The organism is Peribacillus sp. P4_D6, from assembly GCF_056401795.1.
On the sequence record NZ_JBFUIQ010000033.1, the window covers coordinates 23882 to 42533 of the forward strand.

Annotated in this window: 23 protein-coding genes; 17 read left to right on the top strand and 6 right to left on the bottom strand. The window is 41.8% G+C overall.

Annotated elements, in window-relative coordinates:
• Positions 1-181: 181 nt before the first annotated feature.
• The 9 genes from gatC to AC1DVB_RS12645 all read left to right on the top strand — a co-directional run bounded on the left by gatC (position 182) and on the right by AC1DVB_RS12645 (position 8263).
• Positions 182-472, top strand: coding sequence for an Asp-tRNA(Asn)/Glu-tRNA(Gln) amidotransferase subunit GatC (gatC, locus tag AC1DVB_RS12605; RefSeq protein ID WP_034306082.1), 291 nt, complete (start codon positions 182-184; stop codon positions 470-472).
• A 12-nt stretch (positions 473-484) separates the two neighbouring features.
• On the top strand, positions 485-1945 hold the full coding sequence (gene gatA, locus AC1DVB_RS12610; protein ID WP_477589473.1) for an Asp-tRNA(Asn)/Glu-tRNA(Gln) amidotransferase subunit GatA: 1461 nt from the start codon (positions 485-487) through the stop codon (positions 1943-1945).
• Between the two features lie 12 nt (positions 1946-1957).
• Positions 1958-3385: an Asp-tRNA(Asn)/Glu-tRNA(Gln) amidotransferase subunit GatB gene (gatB, locus tag AC1DVB_RS12615; RefSeq protein WP_034306078.1), complete on the top strand. Its 1428-nt coding sequence runs from the start codon at positions 1958-1960 to the stop codon at positions 3383-3385.
• A 153-nt stretch (positions 3386-3538) separates the two neighbouring features.
• The gene (locus tag AC1DVB_RS12620) at positions 3539-4081 is read left to right on the top strand and encodes an RNA polymerase sigma factor (protein WP_235568396.1); all 543 of its coding nucleotides are present in this window, start codon (positions 3539-3541) and stop codon (positions 4079-4081) included.
• Positions 4078-4545, top strand: a complete 468-nt coding sequence (locus AC1DVB_RS12625) for a hypothetical protein (RefSeq protein ID WP_057278497.1) — start codon at positions 4078-4080, stop codon at positions 4543-4545. The genes AC1DVB_RS12620 and AC1DVB_RS12625 overlap by 4 nt, the downstream gene beginning before the upstream one ends.
• Positions 4538-5608, top strand: a complete 1071-nt coding sequence (locus AC1DVB_RS12630) for a hypothetical protein (RefSeq protein WP_477589476.1) — start codon at positions 4538-4540, stop codon at positions 5606-5608. Before AC1DVB_RS12625 ends, AC1DVB_RS12630 begins: the two co-directional genes overlap by 8 nt.
• Positions 5605-6531 (top strand): hypothetical protein, encoded by a 927-nt coding sequence (locus AC1DVB_RS12635; protein ID WP_098865641.1) that lies wholly within the window; start codon positions 5605-5607, stop codon positions 6529-6531. Before AC1DVB_RS12630 ends, AC1DVB_RS12635 begins: the two co-directional genes overlap by 4 nt.
• Positions 6532-6711: 180 nt before the next feature.
• Positions 6712-7626, top strand: a complete 915-nt coding sequence (locus tag AC1DVB_RS12640; protein WP_034306067.1) for a diacylglycerol kinase — start codon at positions 6712-6714, stop codon at positions 7624-7626.
• A 61-nt stretch (positions 7627-7687) separates the two neighbouring features.
• Complete coding sequence (locus AC1DVB_RS12645) at positions 7688-8263, top strand: GNAT family N-acetyltransferase (RefSeq protein WP_063577517.1); 576 nt, start codon at positions 7688-7690, stop codon at positions 8261-8263.
• 44 nt (positions 8264-8307) lie between these two features.
• On the opposite strand, the gene AC1DVB_RS12650 is transcribed toward AC1DVB_RS12645, so the two are convergent.
• Positions 8308-8526, bottom strand: coding sequence for a hypothetical protein (locus AC1DVB_RS12650; protein ID WP_034306063.1), 219 nt, complete (start codon positions 8524-8526; stop codon positions 8308-8310).
• A 189-nt stretch (positions 8527-8715) separates the two neighbouring features.
• Here AC1DVB_RS12650 and rlmD point away from each other — a divergent pair, with 189 nt between their 5' ends.
• Together rlmD and AC1DVB_RS12660 are read left to right on the top strand one after the other, a co-directional pair.
• Positions 8716-10086 (top strand): 23S rRNA (uracil(1939)-C(5))-methyltransferase RlmD, encoded by a 1371-nt coding sequence (gene rlmD / locus AC1DVB_RS12655; protein WP_057278501.1) that lies wholly within the window; start codon positions 8716-8718, stop codon positions 10084-10086.
• A gap of 451 nt (positions 10087-10537) precedes the next feature.
• Complete coding sequence (locus tag AC1DVB_RS12660) at positions 10538-11086, top strand: YitT family protein (protein WP_347881707.1); 549 nt, start codon at positions 10538-10540, stop codon at positions 11084-11086.
• Positions 11087-11094: 8 nt separating this feature from the next.
• Here AC1DVB_RS12660 and AC1DVB_RS12665 read toward each other — a convergent pair whose 3' ends face one another.
• From AC1DVB_RS12665 to spoVAD, 3 genes are all read right to left on the bottom strand, one after another.
• Positions 11095-11955, bottom strand: coding sequence for a DUF421 domain-containing protein (locus AC1DVB_RS12665; protein WP_477589479.1), 861 nt, complete (start codon positions 11953-11955; stop codon positions 11095-11097).
• A 24-nt stretch (positions 11956-11979) separates the two neighbouring features.
• Positions 11980-12186, bottom strand: a complete 207-nt coding sequence (locus tag AC1DVB_RS12670; RefSeq protein WP_057278504.1) for a DUF1657 domain-containing protein — start codon at positions 12184-12186, stop codon at positions 11980-11982.
• 162 nt (positions 12187-12348) lie between these two features.
• Complete coding sequence (gene spoVAD, locus AC1DVB_RS12675; protein WP_057278505.1) at positions 12349-13368, bottom strand: stage V sporulation protein AD; 1020 nt, start codon at positions 13366-13368, stop codon at positions 12349-12351.
• 116 nt (positions 13369-13484) lie between these two features.
• Between spoVAD and AC1DVB_RS12680 the strand changes: the two genes are divergently transcribed.
• Positions 13485-13673 carry a hypothetical protein gene (locus tag AC1DVB_RS12680; RefSeq protein ID WP_057278506.1) on the top strand — a complete coding sequence of 63 codons (189 nt, stop codon included), beginning with the start codon at positions 13485-13487 and terminating at the stop codon, positions 13671-13673.
• Between the two features lie 230 nt (positions 13674-13903).
• Here the strand turns inward: AC1DVB_RS12680 and AC1DVB_RS12685 are convergent, their stop codons facing one another.
• Positions 13904-14107 carry a DUF1657 domain-containing protein gene (locus AC1DVB_RS12685; protein ID WP_057278507.1) on the bottom strand — a complete coding sequence of 68 codons (204 nt, stop codon included), beginning with the start codon at positions 14105-14107 and terminating at the stop codon, positions 13904-13906.
• A 274-nt stretch (positions 14108-14381) separates the two neighbouring features.
• On the opposite strand from AC1DVB_RS12685, the gene AC1DVB_RS12690 reads away from it, so the two are divergent.
• The 3 genes from AC1DVB_RS12690 to AC1DVB_RS12700 are packed head-to-tail and all read left to right on the top strand — an operon-like array spanning position 14382 to position 16333.
• Positions 14382-14786, top strand: coding sequence for a hypothetical protein (locus AC1DVB_RS12690; protein ID WP_230134468.1), 405 nt, complete (start codon positions 14382-14384; stop codon positions 14784-14786).
• Positions 14783-16060 (top strand): ammonium transporter, encoded by a 1278-nt coding sequence (locus tag AC1DVB_RS12695; protein WP_477589483.1) that lies wholly within the window; start codon positions 14783-14785, stop codon positions 16058-16060. Before AC1DVB_RS12690 ends, AC1DVB_RS12695 begins: the two co-directional genes overlap by 4 nt.
• Positions 16061-16105: 45 nt before the next feature.
• Positions 16106-16333, top strand: coding sequence for a hypothetical protein (locus tag AC1DVB_RS12700; RefSeq protein ID WP_053533599.1), 228 nt, complete (start codon positions 16106-16108; stop codon positions 16331-16333).
• Positions 16334-16877: 544 nt separating this feature from the next.
• Here AC1DVB_RS12700 and AC1DVB_RS12705 read toward each other — a convergent pair.
• Positions 16878-17210, bottom strand: coding sequence for a coiled-coil domain-containing protein (locus AC1DVB_RS12705; protein WP_034306570.1), 333 nt, complete (start codon positions 17208-17210; stop codon positions 16878-16880).
• 354 nt (positions 17211-17564) lie between these two features.
• Between AC1DVB_RS12705 and AC1DVB_RS12710 the strand changes: the two genes are divergently transcribed.
• Positions 17565-18221: a 5-bromo-4-chloroindolyl phosphate hydrolysis family protein gene (locus tag AC1DVB_RS12710; RefSeq protein ID WP_477589485.1), complete on the top strand. Its 657-nt coding sequence runs from the start codon at positions 17565-17567 to the stop codon at positions 18219-18221.
• Positions 18218-18652, top strand: a 435-nt coding sequence (locus AC1DVB_RS12715; RefSeq protein WP_477589487.1) for a toxic anion resistance protein, incomplete at its 3' end; no start/stop codon positions are given. The genes AC1DVB_RS12710 and AC1DVB_RS12715, both read left to right, overlap by 4 nt.

Below are 18652 nucleotides of genomic sequence, written 5' to 3' on the forward strand. Positions count from 1 at the left end.
TTCCGGCAACTTTCCCATATTTCCCGGAAAATATCTCTTTTTCCTTATGAAATAATTGAATTTCGACATTGTATCTCTTGTTGCTTTACTGTGCAATAGTTTGATATGATTTAAACGATGATTATATGGAGAAAAGCGACGAAATTCAGTCGATTTGGATATTTTTTCGGAGGTGAAGAGAATGTCACGTATTTCTATGGAACAAGTTAAACACGTTGCCCATTTGGCCCGATTGGCCATTACGGAAGAAGAAGCAAAACAGTTTCAGCATCAGCTTGACCAAATGATTTCATTCGCGGAGCAGTTGAATGAGCTTGATACGGATCAAGTAAACCCGACTTCTCACGTTTTGGATATGAAGAATGTTATGCGCGAAGATGTCGCAAAACCAGGATTGCCAGTGGAAGAAGTAGTTAAAAATGCACCGGATAGCAAAGAAGGATATATCCGTGTACCATCAATAATTGAATAAGGAGGGACAATGATGTCGTTGTTCGAACAAAAGGTTTCTGAGCTTCATGAACGATTACATAAGAAAGAGATAAGTGTCACTGATCTTGTTGACGAATCGTATAAGCGAATCGGACAGGTAGAGGACAAGGTGAAGGCATTTTTGACACTTGATGAAGAAAACGCCCGCAATCAAGCAAAACGTTTGGATGATCAATTGGTAAAAGGCGAGAACGAAGGCGCTTTATTTGGTATGCCAATCGGAGTGAAGGATAATATTGTCACTAAAAATTTGCGTACGACTTGCGCGAGCAAAATTTTGGAGAACTTTGATCCAATCTATGATGCAACCGTTGTTCAAAAGCTACAGAAGGCAGAAACGGTTACGATCGGTAAATTGAATATGGATGAGTTTGCGATGGGTTCTTCCAATGAGAACTCCGCATTTCAAGCAACACGCAACCCTTGGAACACGGAATATGTGCCAGGCGGTTCTTCGGGTGGTTCAGCTGCATCTGTCGCTTCCGGGGAAGTCCTATTCTCTTTAGGTTCCGATACGGGTGGATCGATCCGCCAACCAGCGGCATATTGCGGTGTCGTCGGCTTAAAACCTACATATGGCAGGGTTTCCCGATTCGGACTTGTAGCATTTGCGTCTTCATTGGACCAAATCGGACCTGTTACAAGAACTGTTGAAGATAACGCTTATTTGCTTGAAGCAATCTCAGGAGTAGACCCAATGGATTCGACCTCTGCTAATGTTGACGTGCCGAATTTTGTGAATTCATTAACAGGCGATGTTAGAGGATTGAAAATAGCTGTGCCTAAAGAATACCTTGGTGAAGGCGTTGGTGAAGAAGCGCGTAATTCCGTACTTGAAGCGTTAAAAGTATTAGAGGGTCTTGGAGCTCAATGGGAAGAGGTTTCCTTGCCGCATTCCAAATATGCTTTAGCTGCCTATTATCTGCTATCTTCATCGGAAGCCTCGGCTAACCTTTCACGTTTTGACGGTGTACGTTACGGACATCGGACAGATAATGCAGAAACTCTTATAGAAATGTATAAGCAAACCCGTGCAGAAGGATTCGGTGACGAAGTGAAACGCCGTATCATGCTTGGAACGTTCTCCTTAAGTTCCGGTTATTATGATGCTTATTATAAAAAGGCTCAAAAAGTACGTACATTAATCAAAAAAGACTTTGAAGATGTCTTTGAAAAATACGATGTCATAATTGGGCCGACTACACCTACGCCTGCATTTAAAATTGGTGAAAAAGTCGACGATCCATTAACGATGTATGCGAATGATATCCTGACAATTCCAGTCAATCTTGCTGGCGTACCGGGTATATCCGTGCCATGTGGATTCGCAGCGAATGGTCTTCCGCTTGGACTGCAAATGATTGGGAAGCATTTTGATGAAAGCACGATTTACCGCGCGGCTCACGCATTTGAGCAAGCAACAGATTTTCATAAACAATTTCCTAAGCTGTAAGGGGTGAAAATAATGGACTTTGAAACGGTGATTGGTCTAGAAGTACACGTAGAATTAAAAACGGATTCTAAAATTTTCTCAGCGAGCCCAAATCATTTTGGTGCCGCTCCAAATAGTAACACGACTGTAATTGACCTAGGCTACCCAGGTGTATTGCCTGTCGTCAATAAAAAGGCTGTTGATTTTGCAATGAAGGCTGCAATTGCCCTGAATTGCGAAGTGGCGGAAGTTACGAAATTCGACCGGAAAAACTATTTTTACCCGGACAATCCTAAAGCATACCAAATTTCACAGTTCGATCAACCGATCGGTGAACATGGTTGGATTGAAATCGAAGTGGGCGGCAAGAAAAAGAAAATTGGCATTACCCGCATTCATATGGAAGAGGATGCTGGAAAGCTGACACATAAAGGGAACTATTCGCTTTGCGATTATAACCGCCAAGGTACGCCTCTTGTTGAAATCGTATCCGAACCGGATATCACTTCCCCGGAAGAAGCGTATGCTTATTTGGAAAAGCTGAAATCCATCATTCAATACACGGGCGTTTCCGATTGTAAAATGGAAGAAGGCTCACTTCGTTGTGATGCTAATATTTCCTTGAAACCTGTTGGCCAAAAGGAATTCGGTACGAAAACCGAATTGAAAAACTTGAATTCATTCAACTTCGTTCGCAAAGGGTTGGAGCATGAAGAAATACGACAAGCGGAAATCTTGAATGAAGGCGGCATAATCGAACAGGAAACTCGCCGGTTCGATGAAGCTACAGGCAGAACCGTACTAATGCGAATTAAGGAAGGCTCCGATGATTACCGTTATTTCCCGGAACCGGACTTATTGACGATCCATATTGATGAAGAATGGAAAGCTCGTATCGCTGCCGAAATTCCGGAACTTCCGGATGCTCGGAAAAAACGCTATGTCGAAGAATTTGGCTTACCTGAATATGATGCAGCCGTTTTAACGGTAACGAAAGAAAGTGCGGATTTCTTTGAAGCGACAGTTGCTTCAGGTGCCGATGCAAAACTAGCATCTAACTGGATCATGGGTGAGGTTTCCGCTTTCTTGAATGCAGAAGGCAAAGAGCTGCATGATGTCAAATTGACTGCTGAATCATTGGCTGGAATGATCAAGCTGATTGAAGATGGCACGATTTCGTCTAAAATCGCTAAAAAGGTTTTCAAAGAATTGATTGAAAACGGCGGGGATGCTGAAACGATCGTCAAGGAGAAGGGACTAGTCCAAATTTCCGACGAAGGCGCATTGCGTACAGCCGTTGAAGAAGCATTGAATAATAACCCGCAATCCATTGAAGATTTTAAAGCCGGTAAACAAAAGGCAATCGGCTTCCTTGTCGGGCAGATTATGAAAGCGACAAAAGGACAAGCCAATCCACAACTTGTTAATAAAATTTTGGTGGAAGAAATCAATAAACGTTAATGTTGACCGTATCACTTTTAAAGTGGTACGGTTTTCTCTTGATTAAGGCTGAGAAAAATAATAAGCGGAAAAATAATTTTGAGTTATCTGTAGGGGTAACTCCTTTTTGTGTCGTCTATTACATGAATGTTTATCAGGAAAGGGGGAAGAGAAGTGTCCGATGAGTTAGTTGAGAAGGTAAGAGCTGGGAATGATCATGCATTCCGAATGTTGATTGAAAATTATAAACAGACGATTTATAGAACCGTCTATTCCGTCTTGCGGAATCAAAAGGATGCAGAAGATGTTACCCAGGAAGTCTTTATCAAAATCTACACTTCTCTTCCTCAATATAAGAACCAAGGCTTCAAAACTTGGATTACCCGAATTGCCGTCAATCATGCAATCGATCTAAAGAGAAAGAGGGAACGCCAAAAGGAAGAATTACAGGACGAACATTCATCGGAAGTTAATTTGGGCTTAACGGATGATGTCGAGGCAGTATTTTTTCGGAATGAAAGGCGAAAGCAAGTATTACGGAAGCTGAATGACCTTCCAGAGGGATATCGAGACGTTGTATATGGCTATTACATAAAGGAAAAGACATTCAAGCAAATTGCAGAGGAACAGCAGATTCAAGTGAAATCTGTGGAAGTAAAGCTATACCGGGCAAGAAATTGGATGAGAAAACATTGGAAAGAGGAGGATTTTTCATGAATCATGTTTCAGAGGCACAATGGGTTGCATATTTGGCAGATGAAATACCAGAGGCTTTAAAAATTGAATATGAAAATCATCTATACTCCTGTGACAAGTGTTTGTCCGTCTATATGGAAGCGATGGAAAAAGAAGAAACAAGTCTGGACCTTGAAGGATTTGATATTGCAGGTCCAGTCATGGACTCGATTAGCCGATTGAAAGGCGGCTCTGTTGAAGAGCCTTGGCCACATCGAAAAGAGAAGTCACTTCGGACAATCACAAGACATTACCTGATTGCGGCCGGATTTACGATTTTATTAATGGCAGGCGGGGTATTTCAATCATTGACAGAATACGTGGATTCTGTGGAATCAAGCAGTGATAAGAAAACGCAGTCCTTGACCGAGGACCTTATTGATAAAACATTTACTTGGATGGATACAATCGAAAAGAAAAATAAGGAGGGGTTTAGAAATGAATAAAAGTCCGGTATTAGCTTTTTTATTATCCTTTCTGCCAGGTTTCGGACATTTTTACCTAGGAAGGCAATATAAAGGGCTATTTTATTTTCTTGCCACAGCTGGATTGGGGCTTGGAGGTCTTTTTCTTTCGTTAATCAGTCAATCGGATGCGTTTCTGGCATTTTCCGTTATTGGAATGGTGTTTTATTTCATCAGTATATTTGATTTGGTGGTCACCTCACTGAGGAATCCTAAAAGTGAAGAGGATATGGAGGGAATGGCAAATCCGCCGGAAGCGGAAAGGTTTTATGTAATCATCCTTTCATTCGTTCCTGGGTTAGGGCATTTTCAGCTAGGCCTCATGAACCGTGGGCTCATTTTTCTCATCAGCTTTTTAGGCTTTGGCATCATGGTGATATTCATCAGTGTGATGACACAAATGGAAGGCCTGTTAATATTCATGGCACTATTGCCTGTTATCTGGATTTACAGCTTTTTTGATTCTGTTCAACAGCTGAATAAAAAGCAAAGAGGTGAGGAGCTTATCGATCGGACCGTTTTGGAAGATTTCGAGGAGAGACGGGAATCCGGGAAGAAGAGTAAAGCGGTCGCGACTTTATTCGCTATTTTCCCTGGTGCAGGTCACTTATATTTGGGGCTGCAAAAACGTGGGATACAATTGATGGCCGGCTTTTTATTCGCCATTTACATACTGGATTTACTCCGGTTGGGTTTCTTCTTCTTCCTTATTCCGATTATCTGGTTTTATAGTTTTTTTGATGGATTGCAAAAAGCTTCGAAAATGGAAGAGGGTCCAGTAGAAGATACGCCCATCATTTCGGGAATGGTCAATCATCAAAAATGGTTAGGATTGGGTTTGGTAGGAATTGGAATCTATTTCTTGGCCAGTAAGATGATCGTCCCGGCCATCGCTCCCCATTTAGATGAATGGATTGGAAGCAACTTGGAATATTGGTTTAGGGATTATTTTCAAAAAGGCCTTGTATGCATCCTTCTAATAGGCGGAGGAATCAAATTGCTGTCGGGAAGTAAAAAAGGGAGCGTCAAGGAGGAGACAAAATGAGAACATGGAGAGTCGGAACGATTTCAATGGGGATCTCCCTGGTTGGTTTGGGTTTTGTTTTACTCGTTTCTCAAATTTCGGATATGAATTTGACGACGATTCTGCTATCATGGTGGCCGTTGCTGTTCATGATCTTGGGTACAGAAATTCTCTTCTATATTTATTTTTCCAGAAAAGAAAGTTCTTTTGTAAAGTATGATATTCTTAGCATTCTTTTCGTTGGATTGCTTGGAACGACGGGAATAGTTTTAATTCTGCTTACATCCAGCGGATTGTTGGATCAAGTTAGGGCTGCCGTTAATAGTGAAGAGAAAACGGTCAATTTGCCTGGTTTCAATCAAAAGGCAGGAAAGGGCATACAGAGAGTTGTCCTGGACACTGGTTCATACCCATTGACCATTGAAAGTGGTAAGGACGAAGAAGTTTCCGTTTTTGGAACATATGGTGAGCGGGTAATGGAAGATGATGATTCATTGTTGAACAATGCGGAAGATTATTTACTTGTTGAAAGAAATGGTGATACTCTTTATATTAGCTTCAAGGATTTACCGAGTCAAAATGGACTTTTGGACAGTGGTACAAGGAATCTTAAGGCAACCCTTATAATCCCTGCTGAGTTGGCAGTGGAGATAGACGGTCAAAGTACCGATCTTGTCTTGAAGCCTAGAAAGCTCTTGAATGACTGGAGTGTGAAGGACAGCGGAAATCTAAGTGTAGTCCTTCAGGATAATAGTGATATCAAGATAGATGCTAGAGGGGTCGAGGAACTTGAAGGCCCCGAGAGTGGCTGGAAGATGACTGAAGTGAAAAAAGGAACAAGTGATGAAGGCATTGTAAAAAAGAATGGGATATTCAATAATGGTGATGGGAAACATACTTTAACGGTTACCGATACATTTAACGTGAACGTTCAATATCCATGATTGAAATCATTTACTAGAATAAAATTGTAAAAAGCATTATAATTTTCCCTGATAAGATTTCTAGTAAAATGTAAAAGATATGGACCGAAATACGGTCCTCTTTTTTTCGAATATTGCTTTTCATGTAACGAAGGATTAAGATGTAAATTATGGAATCAATATGTATAAGGATGATGGGAAATGAAAAGAGCAAGGTTGATTTACAACCCGACTTCGGGCCGGGAAGCCATTAAGAAGAGCCTGCCAGGTGTGCTAGCGAAACTTGAAGAAGCTGGTTATGAAGCTTCTGCACATGCGACGACCGGTGCTGGGGATGCGACGAAAGCGGCAAAGATAGCGATTGAACGCGGCTATGAGGTAGTTATTGCAGCAGGGGGCGACGGTACGATTTATGAGGTTGTTAATGGACTGGCCACTGCAGAGAAACGTCCGAAACTAGGAATCATCCCGACGGGAACGACCAATGATTTCGCCCGGGCGCTGCATTTACCGAAGTCGATCGAAGGGGCAGCCGAAATTATTGCCGGCGGGCATACGATGCCGATCGATATCGGGAAAATGAACGATAAGTATTTTATCAATATTGCTGGCGGGGGCAGATTGACCGAATTGACCTACGACGTGCCGATCAAGCTGAAAACGATGCTCGGTCAGCTAGCGTACTATATTAAAGGAATTGAAATGCTTCCTTCAATTAAGCCGACGGAAGTTTCTATTGAATATGATGGAAAGCTTTTTGAAGGGGAGATCATGCTTTTCTTGGTGGCTAACACGAATTCGGTTGGGGGCTTCGAGAAACTGGCCCCTGACGCCTCTTTGAATGATGGTATGTTCACGTTGCTTATTTTAAAAAAGGCAAACCTGGCTGATATTGTCCGTGTCGCAACATTGGCAATGCGCGGTGAGCATATCCATGATAAAAATGTCATTTATGAAAAAGCCAATCGAATTAAAGTACAGGCCAAAAAGGATATGATGCTTAATTTGGATGGGGAATTTGGCGGGATGGCCCCAGCTGAATTCGTCAATCAGTACCGCCATTTTGATGTATTCATCCCGCAAGGACTACTGCCGGATGATCCGGCAAATAAATAAGGTGAAAAGGCCACTGAATCTGGTGGCCTTTTCAGTTTAATGAAGCAAGGAGAATTGCAACATGTATATCAGGAAAGCGACACCGGAGGATGCGGACAAGGCAGCCATATTGACCCGGTTAGCGATTAAGGAAATTGCAGAGGTTTTGACAGGTGAAACGGAAGAAGAAAGAATACTTTCCGTTCTTGCCGACTTGTTCAGGAAAAGTGGGAATCGGGTCAGCTATGAAAATACGCTTGTCAGTGAACATGATGGACAAGTATCTGGATTGATCATTGCTTACCATGGCAAGGATGCCGAAAGCTTGGATGAACCGATAGTGAAACAATTAAGGATGAAAATGAAAGACCCAAGCGTTACGCTCGATAAGGAAGCGGAAATGAGAGACTTTTATTTGGATACCGTGTCCGTCGACCCGAATTTTCAAGGAAGAGGAATTGGCAGTGCACTGATTCAATATGTGGAGGAATACGCTAAAAATAAGGGGTATCCAAGAATTTCCTTAGTCGTTGAAAATGAAAATGTAGCGGCGAATCGTCTCTATGGCAGATTAGGATATATAGAAATGAAAACCATTTCGATTAGCGGCCATGAATTTCGCTATATGGTAAAGGAAATAGAAGAACCTCCTGTTTAACAGGGGGTCCTTTTTAGTTCTTTGAAGTTTGGCATTGTATGCGATTACATTTGCTGCCCATTCATGGCGGCCCAATCAGCGTAAGCTCCGGTGCCATTACAGCCGGGACAGTCGTGTATATCGGAAAAATGATATTCCGTAGGTACGAAGGAGCTGTATCCACGTCCGTAACAATCCGGACAGAGGCCTTTTTCCTCCATACTCGCTCGATGTTTTTCTATCCTTGTAGCATTCCAGGCCGATATAGAGTTAAATAAACCCATTTCCTCACCTCTTTTGTTTTTCCTTATTTTTCTTTTTTTATTGAACTTTTATTCATGGAACTATGAAAAATCCGTAATTCCTTCCACTATATTTTTATGAAAACCAGGGTAAATTGGTGAGTGGTTTTGTGGCAAGGCCCCTATTGTGGTAAAATACAGGCTAGCATAAAAAAGAAAAGAGAAGATGATATGAAAAAAACAGCACCAGTTGCTAAAAATGATATAGTAGAGGTTTTATTTGAAGATTTAACACATGAAGGAGCTGGCGTCGCTAAAGTCGATGGCTACCCGATCTTTGTTCAGGGCGCCCTTCCAGGTGAAAAAGCAAAAATCAAAGTGATGAAGGCTAATAAGGGTTATGGCTTCGGACGCTTGATGGAGATTACCGAAAACAGTCCATACCGGGTTGAGGTCACGACTGAAGACTACCATAAGTACGGTGGTTGTCAGCTGCAGCATATGAGCTATGAAGGACAGTTGGAATTCAAGGAAAAGCAAGTACGTGAAGTGATGACACGCATTGGGAAACTTGAGGATGTGAAGGTTCATCCGATCATAGGGATGGAGAATCCAACCCATTATCGCAATAAAGCGCAAGTGCCTGTCGGTGAAAAGGATGGCAAGCTAATAGCAGGGTTCTTCAAACCGCGGACACATGAAATCGTTGAAACGAAAGAAAGCATTATCCAAAATGAAGTGATTAATGAAGCCGTTCAAGTCGTTAAAGAGATTTTCAGTAAACTTGGTATCCCCGCTTACAATGAAGAGGCACATAAAGGTGTATTGCGGCACATCATGGCCCGTTATGGCAAGCAAACAGGGGAATTAATGATTGTTCTTGTTACTAGAACGAAAAGTATCCCTTTCATCGAAACTATCGTTAAGGAAATCGTTGAACGTCTTCCACAAGTTAAATCCATCGTTCAAAACGTGAATTCCAAGAAAACGAATGTTATCTTAGGCGATAAAATGACTGTGCTATGGGGCGACGAAGTGATCCATGATATGATCGGTGATGTGAAATTTGCGATATCTGCAAAATCCTTCTACCAAATCAATCCAGATCAAACGAAAGTCCTTTATGATAAAGCTCTTGACTATGCAGGGCTGACTGGTGAAGAAACGGTGATAGATGCCTATTGCGGCATTGGGACCATCTCTTTATTTTTATCTAAAAAAGCGAAAAAAGTAATCGGTGTGGAAGTGGTCGAAGAAGCGATCGAAGACGCACGGCGCAACGCTGAATTGAATGAAATCTCAAATGCAGAATTCATGGTCGGCGATGCAGGTAACGTTATTGCTGAATGGTATCAAAAGGGCAATACTGCTGATGTCATCGTGGTGGATCCGCCACGCAAAGGTTGTGAAGAATCCCTTCTGAATACGATCATCGAGATGAAGCCTAATAAAGTCGTATACGTATCATGCAACCCAGGCACTCTAGCGCGTGATCTTCATATCTTGGAAGAAGGCGGATATAAAGCAGTTGATATCCAGCCTGTCGATATGTTCCCGATGACGACACATGTTGAAAATGTAGTGTTATTAGAGTTGAAATGATTGAATGCGGGCCCGGTCTAATTGACTGGGCCCGCATTTTTTATGTTTGTACAATATTGACTTCCGATCCACACACTCGCTCTCTGCGGGCGGTCGTCCCTCGGCATGCGCCTGAGGGAGGGGTTTCACTAGGCGCGCTTTTCCCGCAGGAGTCTCTCCAAATAACTTAGTTACAACAGTTAGAAAGGAGACCATGCCTAAAGGAGTTGCAGGGCTGCTTTGGGTCAGGTTGTTTCGGGAGAATATTTGAAGAAAGATAGGTTTACGAACCCCTTTGTCAACAAACTGTTGGTCCCGGTCTAAATGACCGGGACCTTTTTCACGTAGTTAAATTGAAGAAAAGGGAGGGGGATTTTTTTTTGAATGATTATTCTTGACGCTCTGACTTGGACATATATTAAGAAATATATGGATTGGGAGGCAAGGTGATTTTATTAATTTTCAAAAAGCGGTGGCTGTCATTGTTGGTAGCTTTTTGGTGGGCATTGGAATAAATGGATTTTTGGTTCCTCATCATTTAATAGATGGCGGCGTAATTGGGATTGCACTCATCCTTCATTATTTCTTTAGTTTTCAAACGGGACTATCCATGTTGGTCCTTAGCATTCCTATATTTTTATATGCCTGGTATTATGAACGCCCTTTTTTCTATAGCAGCGTTCACGGATTGCTTTTGACATCCCTTTTTATGGATTGGCTTAATCCATTGAAAAAGTTTTTTTCCATTTCAATACTGGCAAGCTCCTTGATTGGCGGTGTCATCATAGGGATGGGCATAGGACTCATGCTTCGATATGAGACAAGCAGCGGGGGGACGGATATGCTAGCCAAAATCATCTCAAAATCCACTTCCATGGATATTGCTTTGGCGATTATCGTCATAGATACATTAATCATTTCAGCTGCAGCATTCACCTTAGGTATCGAAATTTTTCTTTTTTCATGTGTGACGATCGTGATCATTGGACTGGTCACATCGCTTATGAAAGTGAGGGAATGAATATATAATCAGTTCCTTAAGATATGGATTACGTTATCTATCGCCTTTTGCAGCTTCTCGCTATCTTTGCTAAACATCTCTTTAGCTTCTTTTGATTCAGTTCCAAGTGCAAATAACTCCAAGTCAGCTTGGCATTTCTTCAAGGTCGCGAGCAAAAGAGGTTTTTCTTGAGGAGAAGGAACTTTAAGTTTATCATCAAAAAGGTCCACAGTTAATTCTCCATTAGAATTGGCCTGACCAAGAAATACATTATCGAGGATTACCCCCACCTTTTCCAGTTCAGTAAGAAGCCAATTTCGGTTCAGACCAATCGTGGAAAGTGGTTCATCAAGTATACGGCCATCCATGATGATGGTTTGCGGCTCCTTTACTGCAGCCACTGGCATGTTAAGGTCCTTAGGTGTTACAGGTTGATTTTGCTTCTTTAACATTACGGAAAAATCCCCATTGGCTTCCAATAAGGCAAACTCAACTTCAGAAATATCAAAGACATCCTTTTTTCGGAGCAATCCCAGCAATTCATCGATGGTATATTTCTCTTTTTTTAAATTATCTTCCATGACTTTCCCATCTTTGATGAAAACCGATGCTTTTCCTTCCACAAGATCACGGAATGTTTTACTTTTTAAGGATATTAATCCTGCAATGAAAGGTGCTATGGCAAAAACAAGAATGGACAGGACGCCATGTATAATATTGCCCTCCACTTTTGTAGCTAATTCTGCCCCAACATTACCGATGGTTATGCCCGTTACATATTCAAAAAAGGAGAGCTGGGACAATTGTTTTTTTCCTAACACTTTAGTGATTAAAAAAAGAACAATTAAAAAGAAAAATGAACGCAAAACAATTTCTAACCAACCCGGCATTACCAAACACCTCCTGCTTGATCATTAAAAACCTTTATATTGTGGTTCTTCCCGTTCTAACTCGCCCACGCGCTTCTGTACATCCTTCCTAACTTCATTAACCACCAGCATCGTTTCATGCAAAATCCGTTTAGATTCATCATCTTGAGTCCTGAGTGCTAAGCTGGATAAGCCTGCTTCAATTCCTTTTAGGCTGGAGACACATTGTTTGACATTGGAAGCTATCGTCATGCAGCAACCTCCTTATCTTTTTAGGTCTATAATAATGACTCGGAACCATGAGCAGCTGTTATCCAGGCACTGGTTGCTTCCAGCATGCCAGCGGCAACAACCGATCAATCGATTCTTTTTCACATCCGCTAACGCTACAGGTGTCTGTTCAAACATCAACCCTTAGTTTTGTGCTTCTCCGTCATATTCAATCGATACGGCATGGGCGATGCATGGAATCGTCTCACTTTGTTGAAAGGATAGGGGAGATAGCAAGGCACCGGTAGCCACGACGAGCAATCGTTTAATTTCCCCTTTTTTCATGCGATTTAATAAATGACCATAAACGACGGTTGCGGAACATCCAGGGCCACTTGCCCCGGCCAGGACCGGTTGACCATCCCTGTATATCATTAAACCGCAATCTTTATATTGCTCTTCTTTAATCGGCGTGCCATGTTTTTTAAATATTGCCAAAGAAACTTCATGTCCAATCTTTCCTAAATCCCCAGTCACTATCAAATCATAATAGGATGGGTCGAGGTTTCTTTCTCTGAGATGTGCTTCAATCGTATCTACAGCGGCTGGAGCCATGGCACCTCCCATATTGAAAGGATCGGTCAATCCCATGTCGATGACACGGCCTATCGTAGCTGAAGTGACCCTTGGGCCTTCCCCGGCACTGCTTAATAAAGCCACTCCTGCCCCCGTAACGGTCCATTGGGCTGTCGGAGGTTTTTGCCCTCCGTATTCAGTTGGATAGCGAAATTGCTTTTCCACTGCAGCGTTATGGCTTGATGCCCCTGTCAATAAGTACTCTGCCCCTTTGGTGTTGACAAGGTATGCCCCAAGAGCCAGTCCCTCCATGGAGGTGGAGCAGGCGCCAAATAAGCCGAGATAAGGTGTTCCTAGTGTTCGACAGGCAAAACTGGTAGGGGTTATTTGATTGATTAGGTCGCCTCCTAGGAAAAATTGTATCTGTTCCTTTTGAAGACCCGCCTTCTCGATTGCTTTTGTACTCGCTTCCTCCAATAAGACTTTATGTGCTTTTTCATAGGTATCTTGATTGATCCATAAATCGGAATGGAGAAGATCGAAATCATCCGCAAGCAAACCGTCTGCTTCAAATGGACCGCCAACGGTTCCAGTGGAGACGATGACAGGCTTTTGATCAAACACCCATGTGCGATGCCCCTTAAGCATTATTAAACCACCCCATTGTATGAGTATTGTAAGTAAGATTAAACAAAGGAATAACATAAAAATCCTTCAGCCAATTTGAATATAGTACAGCCATGAAACCTTTGGCCCGGAGTTCAATGGCTGCAGTATCACCGCAGCCTGAAAGTAACAAAGCGGCCAATTCGGTCAAACAAAATCCGGATAAAGCAGTCAGCTTTTACTTTTTATCATTTAACATCCTTGTATCACATCATTCGGCGTTAAAAGTCTTTCTGAAGTCCAGGACAATCGTAATTCTCAAAACGATCTTCTACGATGATTTTTAAGTGGCAGTCGATCATAAATACAGCTTTTTCATCCGCGACCCGTACTGATTCATTAGCATGATTGTCCGCAGTTCAAGTCAAGTATGTAACCCTTTGGTAGTTTGTGATTGGCTTAAAGATTTTGTTCTACATTATTTTTTGATATAGAAAAAGGATGAAAATTTTATTCTTGGTTATGGAAAGATATAAAAAAGGCTGGTTGCTTTAACCAACCTTTTTTATATGGATGATCATTGTTTATATTGAGGTTCCTCGTTTTGAATCTCTTCTATGCGAGGAGTGATGCTGTCGACAATCGTTTGTGTTTGTTGGGCAGCTTGTTGGTACAATTGTTTGGCTTGCTCATTATCTGTTGAAAGGGCGAAAGTTTCAAAGCTCGCTTGAGCGCTTTTTAACCCTGCTATAGTTGTTTTGACATCGTTTATAACTGTCATATATGAACCCCCCTAGTTTTTAACTGCCTTATTAGAGTGAGGAAAAAATGATTATCCATACCTTCTAAATATATCCATGATTGAAATCACTTAGCTTCTTCCATTAATCAAACGTTTGATTAATGGAATGGAAACAGGCAGAATTCATTGTTTTAATCCTCCTTTTTCGTTGTGCGACTCGTTTTTATTGTTTAATCATTGACCGAATTCAGAATTTTAAATATAATTGTAGAAAACATAACGTTGTTACGTGAGGTGATATGACATTTATATTATGGACGATTTATATAGTAGGGTTGTTATTGAAATTTCATCTGAAGAAGTGATAAAAGGACTGCTATTCCACAAAAGCAAACAGGAGTCGGAAATTGAATCGATCAAAGGTAAAATTCATAGATATGAGCAAAAACGACGAGCTGAGGAAGCTTGGTATCAATCCCTGTCACCATTTAAACGTTTTTTTACAGGGCGTGCCCCAAGTCATCACCAGGCGGTTGAACATTTGGTTAATGTGAAAGATAGATATAAACAAATCGAGAAAATAAAACAGCGGGTCGCTTTATTAAATGAGGTGATCGGTTTACTTGAGGCTGAACCGGAAAAAAGGGAAATGAATTTACCATCAGACATCATTAAAGAAATAATGGCCTGGCAGAAAGCGGAGGGAACGCCGAGATGACTCTAGAAACGTTAAACGCTGGCTTGGATACGATTTGGGTGGTTCTTACAGCAGCCATGATATTATTGATGGAGGGCGGGTTTGCCTTATTGGAGGCAGGGTTCGTCCGTACGAAAAATAATGTGAACATCATCATGAAGGTTTTTGCCGATATTACGATCGGAACGCTTTGCTATTTCGTCGTTGGTTTTGGCTTAATGTATGGAAAGGATGTATTTGGAATCATCGGGGCAAGTGGCTTTCTGCTGAAAGGTGATTTGTCTCACATCGACCTTACGATTTCCATGGATGCCTATTGGTTATTTCAAGGGGCATTCGTCATCGCCGTCATTTCCATCGTTTCGGGTGCAGTTGCGGAAAGGATCAATTTTCGGGCGTATCTTATTTTTGTCGTAATGATGACAGCATTCATTTATCCGATTGCCGGTCACTGGGTATGGGGTGGCGGATGGTTAAGTAGGATGGGCATGCAGGACTTCGCAGGGTCTGCTGTCATTCATGCACTAGGCGGTTTTTCAGCACTTGCGGCTGCCATTGTTATCGGGCCGAGAGCAGGTAAATTCACTTCAAGGAGGACCAGCTCCATTTCGCTGCCGAGTAATCTCCCCTTGGCATCTGTCGGGGCATTCCTTTTATGGTTTGGCTGGTTTGGATTTAATGCAGGAAGCACCTTGCAAGCTACAGATGTCCGCATTGGACATATTGCCATTGTCACGATGCTCTCAGCTGCATCAGGGGGAGCGGTTACCCTGCTTTATACACTGTTTAGATATGGACGCTCGGATGCACCTTCCGTCATCAATGGCTCACTTGCTGGTCTTGTCGGGATTACAGCTGGATGTGCATTCGTTAGTGATCTGGCGGCGTTGCTGATTGGTGCAGTTTCTGGAATGTTGATGTTAGCTGCGACAAATTGGTTGGAAGCCCGGAAAATCGATGATCCGGTCGGTGCCTTTCCTGTTCATGCGGCATCAGGAATGTGGGGGACGCTAGCGGTAGGGCTTTTCTCCACTGAAAACGGATTGTTTGCCGGCGGGGGATGGCATTTGCTCGGAGTTCAAATATTAGGATTAGTGGTGTTATGCATCTGGGGCTTTTCAGTGACTTGGCTTGTTTTTAAAGTTATAAATGTTTGGCTGCCGATAAGATCGAATGAAGAAGAAGAAGAACTTGGGTTGGATATCAGTTATCATGGCATCATGGCCACACATACCTCGCCGGAATTCATCAAGGTGGAGGATTACTATAAGCAGGATGAAGAATTGACAAGGTAATATCTATAATACAATGGTAAAATCAAGTAAGAGGTGAATTTTTAAATGGGTGTATGCAATCTTAATCATTCGCAGCAAGATGTCAGGCTAAAATTTGAGAGCCAAAAGGCATTTTTACCAACACAATTGAGTCAAACATTAGATCGATATCTTGAAAAAGGGAATTCGCAGGAAACATTGAATGAACTTTTTCATCTATTGAAGAAGTATGACTTGTCTACCCAGGAGGAACAGGAATCTAGAAACGACAAGTTGAAACGGATCATGTTGTAAATTAGAAAGAGCAGGAGTGTAAATATGACTCCCGCTCTTTTATTTTCTTGGCTCTTTTCGTAAAGATTGTTGTTTTTAAAACGAAACGATTTAAGGTTGATTGGAGCGGAAGTGCGAGACTCCTGCGGGAGCAGCGGGACAGGTGAGACCCCACAGGCGTTTACGCCGAGGAGGCTCACCGCCCGCCCCGCGGAAAGCGAGCATCTGGAGGGGAAATCAACCACACCKCACTACTTGGTAAATAGCAACAAAGTATGTGAAAACAGCCATTTTCTTATAAATAACTTGATGAATTCCGCGGGAATATGGCAGATTCCTATTTTTTATTCTGCAGATCAGTATTGTGTAACTACTTTTTTAAAGCAAGTAGCAGGATTCATATTTAAGGCGGCGAAAACAATTGTGTATATGACAAATAGTGAAAATCGTAAAGCTTTGTAACCCTGGACAAGGGTTTGGTGAACCTTTAAAGATTAATCAATCGTTTGATTAAATCTCAAAGCAAAAAGCGGGAGCTCACAATGAGCTCCTGCTATTTCCTTCATTAAAAACCATCATCTGTTGCGGTGAAGGGGATGTTAAGGTTTCTTTCCACGGCCCGAAGTCTTTGATTCAGTCTGTTTAACCTATTCGTATGTCGCTGGTCCGCTTGACTTAGCCTGGTGATTTCCTGGTTAATGCGGTTCACTTCACGATTTATCCGCGTGATTTCTTGGTTCTGCCGATTGAGTTCCCTCGTTTGACGCTCGTTTTGACGCTCAAGTTCCCGGATTCTTCTTTCAAGTTGTTGAGGCTGCCTTTCAATATCGAATTGGTCTGGCACCTGGCTATATGGATTTTCTTGTACCTGCTGAAAGTTCCAATCTTGCTGTGGCATATAATCAAATCGTTCAGGCTGTTGGAAGTATGGGTTAAAATTTGATTCAAAGTACTGATGATTTCCGTTTTGTTGTGGATAAGGATAAAATCCGTATGAATTCATGGTCAACTCTCCTTTTTAAAATCAGGATGGATACCCTATAACTTATGTCAGTTCCGGTGAAGTGACTAGGCGTTAGCCCATATGAATGGGAAGAAGAGGGAATTCACAGAAAAAATTTCAATAAATTTGCAGAAACGATCCGGTTCCTATATCGTTTAGGGTAGGAGAAATTCTTTTTTTCATCTTGAAACCAATTCCTAGGATAATCCGTATATAAAGAAAAGAGTGTAAGTCAGGAGTGTAATGATAATGAATCGATTTGTTGCTGATTTTGTTCCAATATTGATTGCATTTCCAATGGTTTTGCCGGTTTGGATGATTAGCTATTTCGTATTGAATCAACCGTTTGCCCTGTCCGTTGTCATATCTTTAGCAGGAGGGGTACTTGCATACTGGCTGAGTTCCGTATATTTTTCATCAAGATACCTCAAAAAACATGAATTGACGAGAAAAGAATATCAATATATAAAGAAAAATTTAATTGAAGCAAAACCGAAGATATGGAGGGTGCAAAAAGCACTAATCTCGGTCAGGCATATCTCTTCTTTTAAACAGAGGAAAGAGATGATTAAAATGATCAGGAAAATATACAGTCTGACAAAAAAAAAACCGAAGCGGTTTTATCAAGCGGAAAAGTTTTATTACTCGCATCTGGATTCTGCCATGGAGCTTGCGGAGAAATATGTTTTTCTAGCACAGCAGCCAAAAAAGAATAGGGAACTTGAACTTTCCTTAACGGAGACTCGTAAAACTTTAAAGGAACTTACTAATACGATAGAAAAGGATTTATATAAAGTGATTGCCGATGATATCGATGACCTTAACTTCGAATTGGATGTTGCTAAGCAATCCATTAAAACTAGAAAAGAGTCACAAGTAATTGATGAAAGCAGGAGGTTAAAATGAATAACAATGATCCAAACCTGTTGAATAAAACGAATAACGCCAGTTTGATCGATGACCTTTTAGCCAATCCATTTGATGGGGTGCAGGAGCTTGAGAAAGTATCTTCCCAGGAAGCGAAACCGGTTAAACTGATTGATGTCATTCCTGAAGAGAACAGGGCCAAAGCTTATCAGCTTGCCGAACAAATCGACCCAACGAATCATCAGGCAATGATATCCTATGGTACACCCGCCCAATCAAAGCTCCTGACCTTTTCTAATTCCATGCTTGAGCATGTCCAGAAAAAAGATGTGGGTGAAGTGGGGAGCATTATCAATGATTTAATGAAAAAGTTAAACGAACTTAGCCCGGATGAGTTAAAACCGGATAAGCCCTCATTTTTTGCGCGTATGTTCGGGAAGCTCTCGGGATCTGTACAGGAGGTGCTATCC

Coding starts and splice junctions, on each gene's coding strand:
- AC1DVB_RS12645 (WP_063577517.1), top strand. CDS start 7,688: ATGTATATCAGGAAAGCGACACCGGAGGATGCGGACAAGGCAGCCATA.
- AC1DVB_RS12650 (WP_034306063.1), bottom strand. CDS start 8,526: ATGGGTTTATTTAACTCTATATCGGCCTGGAATGCTACAAGGATAGAA.
- AC1DVB_RS12625 (WP_057278497.1), top strand. CDS start 4,078: ATGAATCATGTTTCAGAGGCACAATGGGTTGCATATTTGGCAGATGAA.
- AC1DVB_RS12705 (WP_034306570.1), bottom strand. CDS start 17,210: ATGCCACAGCAAGATTGGAACTTTCAGCAGGTACAAGAAAATCCATAT.
- AC1DVB_RS12700 (WP_053533599.1), top strand. CDS start 16,106: ATGGGTGTATGCAATCTTAATCATTCGCAGCAAGATGTCAGGCTAAAA.
- gatC (WP_034306082.1), top strand. CDS start 182: ATGTCACGTATTTCTATGGAACAAGTTAAACACGTTGCCCATTTGGCC.
- AC1DVB_RS12690 (WP_230134468.1), top strand. CDS start 14,382: ATGGACGATTTATATAGTAGGGTTGTTATTGAAATTTCATCTGAAGAA.
- AC1DVB_RS12665 (WP_477589479.1), bottom strand. CDS start 11,955: ATGCCGGGTTGGTTAGAAATTGTTTTGCGTTCATTTTTCTTTTTAATT.
- AC1DVB_RS12630 (WP_477589476.1), top strand. CDS start 4,538: ATGAATAAAAGTCCGGTATTAGCTTTTTTATTATCCTTTCTGCCAGGT.
- AC1DVB_RS12635 (WP_098865641.1), top strand. CDS start 5,605: ATGAGAACATGGAGAGTCGGAACGATTTCAATGGGGATCTCCCTGGTT.
- rlmD (WP_057278501.1), top strand. CDS start 8,716: ATGAAAAAAACAGCACCAGTTGCTAAAAATGATATAGTAGAGGTTTTA.
- AC1DVB_RS12685 (WP_057278507.1), bottom strand. CDS start 14,107: ATGACAGTTATAAACGATGTCAAAACAACTATAGCAGGGTTAAAAAGC.
- AC1DVB_RS12640 (WP_034306067.1), top strand. CDS start 6,712: ATGAAAAGAGCAAGGTTGATTTACAACCCGACTTCGGGCCGGGAAGCC.
- AC1DVB_RS12695 (WP_477589483.1), top strand. CDS start 14,783: ATGACTCTAGAAACGTTAAACGCTGGCTTGGATACGATTTGGGTGGTT.
- gatA (WP_477589473.1), top strand. CDS start 485: ATGTCGTTGTTCGAACAAAAGGTTTCTGAGCTTCATGAACGATTACAT.
- AC1DVB_RS12680 (WP_057278506.1), top strand. CDS start 13,485: ATGGCTGCAGTATCACCGCAGCCTGAAAGTAACAAAGCGGCCAATTCG.
- gatB (WP_034306078.1), top strand. CDS start 1,958: ATGGACTTTGAAACGGTGATTGGTCTAGAAGTACACGTAGAATTAAAA.
- AC1DVB_RS12670 (WP_057278504.1), bottom strand. CDS start 12,186: ATGACGATAGCTTCCAATGTCAAACAATGTGTCTCCAGCCTAAAAGGA.
- AC1DVB_RS12710 (WP_477589485.1), top strand. CDS start 17,565: ATGAATCGATTTGTTGCTGATTTTGTTCCAATATTGATTGCATTTCCA.
- spoVAD (WP_057278505.1), bottom strand. CDS start 13,368: ATGCTTAAGGGGCATCGCACATGGGTGTTTGATCAAAAGCCTGTCATC.